This window comes from Salinicola sp., assembly GCF_982684285.1.
In genome coordinates this window covers 1-9557 of the sequence record NZ_CEXLVS010000166.1, presented here as the reverse complement: position 1 = coordinate 9557, position 9557 = coordinate 1, and the positions used below count along the sequence as shown (strand labels likewise).

Genomic DNA, 9557 nt, shown 5'->3' with positions numbered 1-9557 from the left:
CCATAGCTCTCCTTGCGAGGCGACTACCTGGGTGAACTGCAGCGACTCGGCCGGCAATGCCACGCCGATCAGCACGAACATGCTGATCAGAATGTAGGAAAGCCCTAGTGCCACATAACGGTAGCCGCCGATCAAAGCGAATAGCGCATTGGCCGACCAGCCATGCAGGAAGATGACGACAGTCGCCAGTGCTTCCACGCTGCCCCACAGCACCACGCTGGTGGCCAGGTCAGTAGCGACCAGCGACCCCGACCATGGCACGACGGCCAGCCCGATGGCGGCCAAAGAAAGATAAAGCGCCGGAGCCAGTCGCCAAGCCCGCCGGTCCGGGGCTTCGGTGGCATTGGCATGTTGGGTCATCAACCAGGCCCCTCGCGCCACGGGGGCAAGCCAGACACTGCCGGCCTGAGACGTGCCGAGTGCCCCGGCGATCAGACGATCGAGAACTGCGACCGTATAAGCGCCTACGATTAGCATGAAAAACACCATGAGCACCGGCAGGACCAGCTCCTCGACGATCATGCAGGGCCCCCTTCATCGTCCGAAAGTTCCGTTATCCGAGACTCGCCGGTCGTTTGCGTGTCGAGCGGTGCTTCAGCGACTGCTGCCACGTCCAAGCTGGCGATGGCAGCCAGCGCATCGCCCCACTCCTGGCCCGGTAATATCTCGTCGATGAGTGCACTTGCATCCTCGGGTCGCTGCTGGAACCAAGGACCGCGCGGAGTCTCGATGCGATCTACCTCACTCGTAGTCACATCATCCCGCTCGGCCTGTCGAGCCAGGTGGAGCGACTGATCGATTTCTACAAGAACCTGCCGCCAGCGAGCACGAGTATCCCCACTGGCCTGGCACACAGGTGAGAACCCCAGCCGTCGATAGCCGGCATCCTCTGAGCGCAGATCCTCATCCAGTCCGGCAGCCCGAGCAGCTGAACCACCGATTCTGCGAGCCTGCTCGGAATCGAGCGCGCCCCCTTGAATCGCCGCCAGACGAAAGAAGCCGCTACGCGATAGATAACGACGCAGTCCGTCCAGCGTGCTTGTCGTCGACAGATTCTGCGCCAAGCGCAAGGCGCTCAGACTGGCACTTTCCAACCCGGCAAGATGCAGGCCAAGGTATAAACGGTGTAGATGATGGCGGGCCCGGGCAAGCTCGAGCTCGGCGATGGGAACCGGCCGCTTACGAGCGGTGAAAAATATCGGATCCAAGCTCTGTGGATACGGCGAATGCTGAGTCTTCCAAGTCTGAACAAGGTCGCCCTGCAATGTGATTTCTGCCGCCATGCCCGGCGGAAATGCGAAGAAGAACGGTCCCAGCCGGAATGTCAGCGAATCCAGCGTCAGCCCGTCGCGGACGTCATCCTCCATATTCATCGCCATGGGCCGCCCATAGGGTACGCCACCCATCATGCCTTCGCCCCCCTGCCCGAAATCGCCCTCGCCCTCCCAGGGGTTGGGCGGCTTATCCAACAAGATTCTGGAAGAGCTTTCGCGGCGGCCTTCCATCAGTTCGCGATATGCCGTGACCAGAGCTGCCGGCAAAACATCGAGATCCTCAATACGAGTCACGTTTTCAAGGTGAGGCCACGGTTCGCAACGAAACCATAACGTCGTGAAGGGATACGGCAATTGATCATGCACGCGACGCAAGGGCTCGAACCGATCGGCTGGAATCTCTCCCGCCACCAGCAGCACACAGGCATGGCGCGGCGAGTCAACCAGTTCGATGTCTGGCGACAATGTTAGATGCCGTAGTGCCTTATCCCCCTGCACACCTAACACAGGGAATACGGGAACACTTCTGCGCGAGGCAAGATTGCGTAACCAATTCACTGCCACTTGAACACCCCCTCACGCCAGGCATAAACGATACCCACCGACAGGATGGCCAGGAACATGCCCATCTCCATCATCGCCTTCATGCCCTTCTCGACGAAGACCACCGCCCACGGATACATGAACATCATCTCCATCTCGAAGGCGATCAACAGCAGTGTCATGGGGTAATAGCGGATGTGGTAGCGGCTCCAGGCATGACTATCAGGTGTACCACCGCCCAGAAACGGCGCCCGCTGAGACCACGGGGATCTAGGCTGGTGGCGCATAGGCAGCCATTGCATCAGTATTCCAGCGCCCAGGCTGAATATGAGAATGACAAAGAGTGTCGTTAATGCCATGTGCGTCCTCGCATTGCTGCACAAACAAAGGCCACCCTGACCATGCGAAACATCCGAAAATCCGGTTGATACCAATAGCTTCCCAACATGGAAACCCAGGAAAACAGCTTCCTAAACACTAGCCTGATTTTCTGAATTCAAGCTGAATTATCCGAGACGATTCTCTAAATGATCGTAGCTATCATCCATAAAATGCCCAGCCCAAACGCGACTCGGACCCGGCAAATCGAGTCCAAGTTACAGAGCATTTCGTTACGCCTCGATAAAATGACGCGAACCTCGCTGTCGGCCTTCTTCTTCATGCCATAGCAGATTCTTCACGCCATAGCAGCTTCACGCCATAGCAGCGCATTCTTCAGCACAGCGATGACATGCCTTGGCACATTCCTGGCAGTGCTCAGTGTCATGCTTGGCGCACTCGTCGCCGCATTGCTTACAGATATCTGCACAAATCCTGCAAACTTCGCTAGCATATTCGCTACCCTGTGCCATCAAGGAAGTAGCCAGACGGCAAATCTGTGCACACTGCATATCTAGGCGAATGCACTCTGCCATCATTTTGACATCATCTTCCTTCAGGCAAGCGACTGCGCACGCATCACAGTAGGTGGCGCATACGTTGCAAGCTTCTATACAGGATTTGTATTTTCCGAAATCCATCTCGACTCCTTAGCGGCCTTACCTTCCGCACGTTAATTGCAATGGCTAATGTTTTCTGCTGCACTGAACAGCTTTTAAGGTATAGTCATTGCATGCAACTTGATCAAGCATTGGTAAAATTTATTTGCTTAATATCCATATCTTGTTGATTGGGCAGCACTTTGGTTTCGTATAGACTGGATGGTACCTTCCCCGCTTCATCGCATCACCCGAAAAGGTTTTCTACTGCTAAATAGTAGATAAGCATTCCAATCGAACTTTATCCTATAAATGGTAAACGTAGCTGGATCGTATGTATGGAAACGACTGGATAATTCTTACTCCGAAATACTGAGCCCTTGGCTCTCTCTGGTGCTCTGCTCCGTCGCTTGGCGTAGTAGCACTACAGCAGTTACTGCGTTCGGTAACGCTAAGCTGGCGATATGAAACGGTTCGTTGTGGTAGGTCTGCTTGCGTATCGCGTTGGGCAGCAAACGATACGGTACCTGAGGTGAAACCGACTACCAAAGAGCTCAATATAATTAAAATTTTTGTCAAACGCATGACGATCCTCATTATAAATATAGAGAATGAATTCGGCTGATGTTTTGCTGGTTTTCAGTAGCGCTGAGTCAACTACCTTAACCCGCCAATTTGCAAAGGCTGATCTTTGCACTGCGTCAGGTGATTAATCGAACCGCGCGCAGTCGTAGAGCATCGCCAATCACACTCACCGACGATAGTGCCATGGCTACTGCCGCAAACATTGTCATCTTTTACAGTATCAGGACGCAGAATCCGTTATCCGGGAATGCTCTGTATTGCCCCATATTTAGCGGTATCTTCCTGCACTGTGGCGTTCTCTTTTTATTCTTACATTCCATCATGCATAATCCTAATCCGCACATGACGAGACAAGGCAAGAGGCTCACCAGAATAGGAGCAACACCGAATAGAATCAGCTAATTCCAACCCATAGCGAGGCTTATTACCACTGCTATGATCACCATCAGCCACCAATGGTTCGAGCCAGTTGGAAACCTTTTAAAACCTGAGGTATCCGTTGAGCTTTCTAACAGCTTATTACAGCAATTCATATTTCACTCTCTTGGCTTTTTCAATTCAATTGGTCGCTGTAGCGCTGTGTTTATCAACTTGTACCGCCATTAACAGTAACTTAACTCCATTGGGCCTTTCCCTGCTAGCCAGCTTCTACTGTGCTGAAGCTGGCTAGCCAGTACTTTACTCCTGTATCAACGACTCTGATCGCTCTTGGTGTGCTCCATCATCATACGGTTGCACTTCGCCATCATCTCTTGCATTTGCGGCATCATGCCGCCGCCCTGCATCATCTGTCCACGATCTGCGCTACTCGCAGCGGACTGATCTGTACGGTCGTTGTCTGCAGTGGAGGCGAATGCCATCGAGGCTGAGGCGAGGCCTGCCAATGCGATGCCAGTAGCCATCAGTTTGTTTACTTGACGCATGTTTGTATCCTTTAGAATAAATGTTGAATGAATACTTTCTAGTAGCGTTGACGCTCAGTCGGGCTGGCGGGTCACACGCAGATACGGCGTCTTGGTCTCCCACCCCTCTGGGAAACGTTCTTTGGCCTCTTCGTCCGACAGCGACGGTGCAATGATGACGTCGTCACCGTTCTGCCAGTCGACGGGCGTGGCGACCTTGTGCTTGCTGGTCAACTGGAGCGAATCAATGCCGCGAAGAATCTCGTCCACGTTCCGCCCTGTGCTGGGCGGGTAGGTCAGAGTGAGTCGGATCTTCTTGTCGGGGTCGATAATGAACACGGTCCGCACGGTGACCTTGGGATCGGCTTTCGGATGAATCATTCCGTACAGGTTGGCTACCGTCTGCTCGTCATCGGCCAGCAGAGGATAGTTAAGCTTTGCGTCTTGAGTCGTCTCGATATCCTCGGCCCAACCGTTATGAGACTCGAGTGGATCGACCGAGACCCCCAGCAGCTTAACGCCACGTTTATCGAACTCGCTCTTGCGCTTGGCGAAAGCGCCTAGCTCCGTGGTGCAGACTGGTGTGTAATCGGCCGGATGCGAAAATAACACGGCCCAGCTATCGCCTAGCCATTGATGAAAACTGATCGTGCCCTCCGTCGAGTCGACTGAAAAATCGGGGGCAGTATCTCCAAGCTGTAATGCCATGATGTCGTCCTCCTAACATGATTGAAATGCTACAACACTTCAAACGATAACTTTAAAGTTGACTTCAAGGTCAAGGACTAGACATTAAAATGTCTAGTCCTAAAGCTAGCCTTCAGTTTTCTCCAGCACTGCCACGACATGATTGGCGCCCTGTAGCTCGAAGCGCACCTCGTCGCTAACCTTGATGCCTTTCAGCAGCGCTGGATCCGCCACCTTGAATGCCATCTGCATCGCCGGCCAGTTGAGCGCCTCGATTGGGCCGTGGGCCAGAACGATCTTTTGGGCTTGCGGGTCGATGGCCTTGACCACGCCAGTGGCCCGAGCGGTTTGCGCCTTTTCGGAAACGGCCTGCTCGGACGAAGCCTTCATGTCCATGCCCTGCATGGCATCGTTGGTGTCCCTCTCAGATGCCACGGCGGGCAGTGTCAGAGTGGCCAGCGCCAGCGTTGTGGCGGTTAGCAGCGGGCGGATAACTTTTTTCATGTTTCTCTCCTTGATTCAGTTCAGGGTCTTACTAGACGGGATCATGCGTCGACGACGCGGGGCGCACATCAGGCGATATACGATGGGAACCAGCAGCATCGACACGAACGGCGCCGTGACCATGCCGCCGACCATCGGCGCGGCGATGCGGCTCATGACTTCCGAGCCGGTACCGCTGCCGACCATGATCGGGATCAGGCCGGCGAGAATGACCGCCACGGTCATTGCCTTGGGCCGTACACGCAGCACTGCGCCTTCCTGAATGGCCGCATCGAGTGCCTGCGGCTTGATGGTCCCGGCCACCGTGCGGTGCCGCTCGATCGCCTGCTTGAGATACAGCAGCATCACCACGCTGAACTCGGCCGAAACGCCGGCCAGCGCGATGAAGCCCACGCCGGTGGCGACCGACATGTTGTAGCCGAGCAGGTAGAGCAGCCATACGCCGCCGACCAGCGCAAAGGGCAGCGTGCCCATCAACAGCATCGCCTCACCGATACTGCGAAACGTCAGATAGAACAGCACGAAGATGATCAATAGCGTCGCCGGTACGACGAGCTTCAACCGCGCGTTGGCGCGTTGCATGTACTCGAACTGGCCCGAGTAGGCGATCGACACGCCGGGCACGAGTTTGACATGCTGGTTGACCGCCTTTTGCAGATCGGCGACGACCGAGGCGAGGTCGCGATTGCGCACGTCGACATAGACCAGCGTGGTCAGACGTGCATTCTCGCTCTTGAGCATCGGTGGGCCTTCACTCATGGTGATATCCGCCACGCTGCCCAGCGTGATCTGCTCGCCGCTGGCGGTCAGGATCGGCAGCTGGCGGATTTCTTCAAGCGAATCCCGAATGGCACGCGGGTAGCGCACGTTGATCGGATAGCGGGCGAGCCCTTCGACCGTCTCGCCGATGTTCTTGCCACCGATCGCCGAGGAAACGATCGCCTGCACATCACCGATGTTAAGTCCGTAACGCGCCGCCGCCGCGCGGTCGATATTGATATCGACGTAGCGTCCGCCCTTGAGGCGCTCGGCCAGCGCCGAGGTCACGCCGGGCACGTCCTTGGCCGCCTGCTCGATCTGCTGGGCGACACGGTCAAGGTCGCTGAGATCGGTGCCCGACACCTTGATACCGATCGGACTCTTGATGCCGGTGGCGAGCATGTCGATGCGGTTGCGAATCGGCGGCACCCACACATTGGTCAGCCCCGGCACCTGCACGACGCGATCGAGTTCCTCGACCAGCTTGTCGGGCGTCATCCCGGGGCGCCATTGATCGCGCGGCTTGAACTGGATCGTCGTCTCGAACATGGTCAGCGGCGCCGGATCGGTGGCGGTCTCAGCGCGGCCGGCCTTGCCGAATACGCTCTCCACCTCGGGCACGGTCTTGATCAGCCGATCGGTCTGCTGCAGCAACTGCGATGCCTTGCCCACCGACAGCCCCGGCAGGGCGGAGGGCATATAGAGCAGATCACCCTCGTCCAGCGGCGGCATGAACTCACCGCCCAGCCGGGTGGCCGGCCAGGCCGCGCTCGCCAGTAGTATCAGCGCCATGAACAGCGTGGTTTTGGGGCGGTACAGCGCGGCGTTGAGCAGCGGGCGGTATAGCCGGATCAATAATCGATTGAGCGGATTGCGACGCTCGTCGGGAATTCGGCCGCGAATCCAGTAGCCCATCAATATCGGGATCAAGGTGATCGAAAGACCCGCCGCGCCGGCCATGGCGTAGGTCTTGGTGAACGCCAGCGGCGCGAACAACCGGCCGGCCTGCGCTTCGAGCGTAAATACGGGGATGAACGACAAGGTGATGATCAGCAGGCTGAAAAACAGCGCCGGTCCCACTTCGGCGGCGGCATCGCCAATCACCTGCCAGCGCGCCTCGCCCTTCAGTTCAAGGCCGGGATGCTCGTGATGCCAGGCCTCCAGCTTCTTGTGGGCGTTCTCGATCATCACCACGGCGGCATCGACCATCGCGCCGATGGCAATAGCAAGCCCGCCCAGCGACATGATATTGGCGTTGATGCCCTGCCACTGCATGATCATGAAGGCGACCAACAGGCCCAGCGGCAGCGACAGGATCGCGACGAAGGCCGAGCGCAGATGCCAGAGAAACACCACGCAGACCAACGCGACGACGATAAACTCCTCGATCAGCTTGTCGCTCAGGTTGCCGACGGCGCGATCGATCAGCTGGCTGCGGTCATAGGTGGGCACGATCTCGACGCCGTCGGGCAGGCTCGCCTTCAGCGTTGCCAGCCTGGCCTTGGCCGCGGCGATCGTCGCGCGGGCATTTCCGCCGGAGCGTCCTACGATCACGCCGCCCACCACTTCGCCTTCGCCGTTGAGCTCGGCGACACCGCGGCGACTCTCGGGGCCAAGCTGAATCGTCGCCACGTCGCCCAGCGTGACCGGCACGCCTGCGGCGCTGGTTTTCAGCGGAATATGGCGGAAGTCCTCCAGCGACTTCAAGTAGCCGGACGCGCGTACCATGTATTCGGCCTCGGCGAGTTCGAGCACCGAGCCGCCGGTTTCCTGATTGGCGTTCTGGATTGCCTTGATCACACTGGCTTGCGGGACGTTGTAGGCCGCCAGCTTCACCGGGTCGAGCACCACCTGGTACTGCTTGACCATGCCGCCAATCGTGGCAACCTCGGCCACGCCGGGCAGACTTTTCAGTTCATATTTCAAAAACCAGTCCTGCAGACTGCGCAACTGGGCCAGGTCATGCTGACCGCTGCGATCGACCAGCGCGTACTCATAGAGCCAGCCGACCCCGGTGGCATCGGGACCAAGCTCCGGCGTGACACCCTGTGGCAGCTGGCCCTGCGCTTGGCTCAGATACTCGAGCACCCGAGAGCGCGCCCAGTACAGATCGGTGTCGTCGTCGAACAGCACGTAGACATAGGAGTCGCCGAAAAACGAGTAGCCGCGTACCGTCTTGACCCCGGGCACCGAGAGCATCATGGTCGAGAGCGGGTAGGTGACCTGCTCCTCGACCAGCTGCGGCGCCTGGCCGGGATAGGGCGTGCGTACGATGACCTGAACGTCGGACAGGTCGGGCAGCGCATCGAGCGGCATATTTTTGACCGAGACCACGCCGGCCGCGGCGATGAACAGTGTCGCCAGCAGCACCAGAAAGCGATTGCCGCTCGACCAGCGAATCACGCGTGCGATCATTGCACACCTCCGCTTTGCTGCGCGGTGCTTTTCTGCAGATTCTCGACTGCATAACCGGAATCGCTTTCACGCACGGTGAAGGTAATGGTGTCGCCTATCTCAAGACCGTCGGCCGAAACCGGATCGGCAAGCCCGAAGGCCATCGTCATCGCTGGCCAGTCCAGTGCCGGGATGGGCTGGTGGGAGAGCGTTATCTGAGTGGCGGAGATGTCTTCGACCTTGCCGCGTCCCTCGATCGGGGTGGCCGTATCGTCAGCTTTCGTACCGGCCTTGGTACCTACGTCCATGGCGCTCATATCCATGCGCCCCTTGTTTCGGGTATTCCCAAGACGATCGAGGGCACCGGCCAGGCTGGCTTCCGAATCGATCAGGAACTGGCCCGACGCCACAATGCGCTGACCTTCCTGCAGCCCATCGCGCACCACGGTCTGCTGGCCGGATTGCGTCCCCAGCGTGACCACCGTTGGAGTGAAGCCGCCGTCACCGTTGGCGATGAGGACATAATCCTGCTGATCACCGTGCAGCACGGCTGCGCTGGGGACGGTCAGCACGTTCTCTTTGGTGCTTTCAAGCTGGACGCGGGCGAACATGCCGGGTCTTAAGCGCAGATCCGAATTGGGCAGTGCGATGCGCACCTGCAACGTGCGGCTGGTCGGGTCGTTTTGGGGCAGTATTGCGATCACCTGGCCCTCGAACGCCTCGCCGGGATAAGCGGTGAGACGGGCCGTGACGCGCTGGCCGACATGGACCTGCTTGGCCTGATCCTCGGGGACGGCCGCTTCGAGCCAGACGGTATCCAGCCCGTTGAGAGCGGCCAGCGTGGCGCCTTCCTTCAGCGCCATCCCTTCACGCACCTCGAGGCGTTGAATCGCCCCGCCAATTGGCGCATGGATGGTGATTACCGATTGAGG

At 58.0% G+C, this 9557-nt stretch carries 9 protein-coding genes; all 9 read right to left on the bottom strand.

The window, feature by feature from the left end; all coding sequences use genetic code 11:
* Positions 1 to 522: NADH-quinone oxidoreductase subunit H (locus AC3AYF_RS14240; protein WP_487779897.1), on the bottom strand; the 522-nt coding region annotated here is incomplete at its 3' end.
* Complete coding sequence (locus AC3AYF_RS14235; RefSeq protein WP_295039418.1) at positions 519 to 1739, bottom strand: NADH-quinone oxidoreductase subunit D-related protein; 1221 nt, start codon at positions 1737 to 1739, stop codon at positions 519 to 521. The genes AC3AYF_RS14235 and AC3AYF_RS14240, both read right to left, overlap by 4 nt.
* A gap of 89 nt (positions 1740 to 1828) precedes the next feature.
* Entirely contained in the window at positions 1829 to 2119 is a 291-nt protein-coding gene (locus AC3AYF_RS14230) for an NADH-quinone oxidoreductase subunit A (RefSeq protein WP_295039416.1), read from the bottom strand.
* A gap of 390 nt (positions 2120 to 2509) precedes the next feature.
* Positions 2510 to 2836 carry a four-helix bundle copper-binding protein gene (locus tag AC3AYF_RS14225; protein WP_295039415.1) on the bottom strand — a complete coding sequence of 109 codons (327 nt, stop codon included), beginning with the start codon at positions 2834 to 2836 and terminating at the stop codon, positions 2510 to 2512.
* Positions 2837 to 4068: 1232 nt separating this feature from the next.
* Positions 4069 to 4302 (bottom strand): hypothetical protein, encoded by a 234-nt coding sequence (locus AC3AYF_RS14220; RefSeq protein WP_295039413.1) that lies wholly within the window; start codon positions 4300 to 4302, stop codon positions 4069 to 4071.
* Between the two features lie 54 nt (positions 4303 to 4356).
* Entirely contained in the window at positions 4357 to 4989 is a 633-nt protein-coding gene (locus AC3AYF_RS14215) for a peroxiredoxin (RefSeq protein WP_487779896.1), read from the bottom strand.
* A 105-nt stretch (positions 4990 to 5094) separates the two neighbouring features.
* Entirely contained in the window at positions 5095 to 5472 is a 378-nt protein-coding gene (locus AC3AYF_RS14210) for a copper-binding protein (RefSeq protein WP_295039409.1), read from the bottom strand.
* Between the two features lie 15 nt (positions 5473 to 5487).
* On the bottom strand, positions 5488 to 8646 hold the full coding sequence (locus AC3AYF_RS14205) for an efflux RND transporter permease subunit (protein WP_487779895.1): 3159 nt from the start codon (positions 8644 to 8646) through the stop codon (positions 5488 to 5490).
* Positions 8643 to 9557: efflux RND transporter periplasmic adaptor subunit (locus AC3AYF_RS14200; RefSeq protein WP_295039404.1), on the bottom strand; the 915-nt coding region annotated here is incomplete at its 5' end. The genes AC3AYF_RS14200 and AC3AYF_RS14205, both read right to left, overlap by 4 nt.

What these genes read in the sequence shown, in the direction of transcription:
- AC3AYF_RS14230 (WP_295039416.1), bottom strand. Translation starts at nt 2,119, where the DNA reads ATGCAATGGCTGCCTATGCGCCACCAGCCTAGATCCCCGTGGTCTCAG.
- AC3AYF_RS14225 (WP_295039415.1), bottom strand. Translation starts at nt 2,836, where the DNA reads ATGGATTTCGGAAAATACAAATCCTGTATAGAAGCTTGCAACGTATGC.
- AC3AYF_RS14220 (WP_295039413.1), bottom strand. Translation starts at nt 4,302, where the DNA reads ATGCGTCAAGTAAACAAACTGATGGCTACTGGCATCGCATTGGCAGGC.
- AC3AYF_RS14215 (WP_487779896.1), bottom strand. Translation starts at nt 4,989, where the DNA reads ATGGCATTACAGCTTGGAGATACTGCCCCCGATTTTTCAGTCGACTCG.
- AC3AYF_RS14210 (WP_295039409.1), bottom strand. Translation starts at nt 5,472, where the DNA reads ATGAAAAAAGTTATCCGCCCGCTGCTAACCGCCACAACGCTGGCGCTG.
- AC3AYF_RS14205 (WP_487779895.1), bottom strand. Translation starts at nt 8,646, where the DNA reads ATGATCGCACGCGTGATTCGCTGGTCGAGCGGCAATCGCTTTCTGGTG.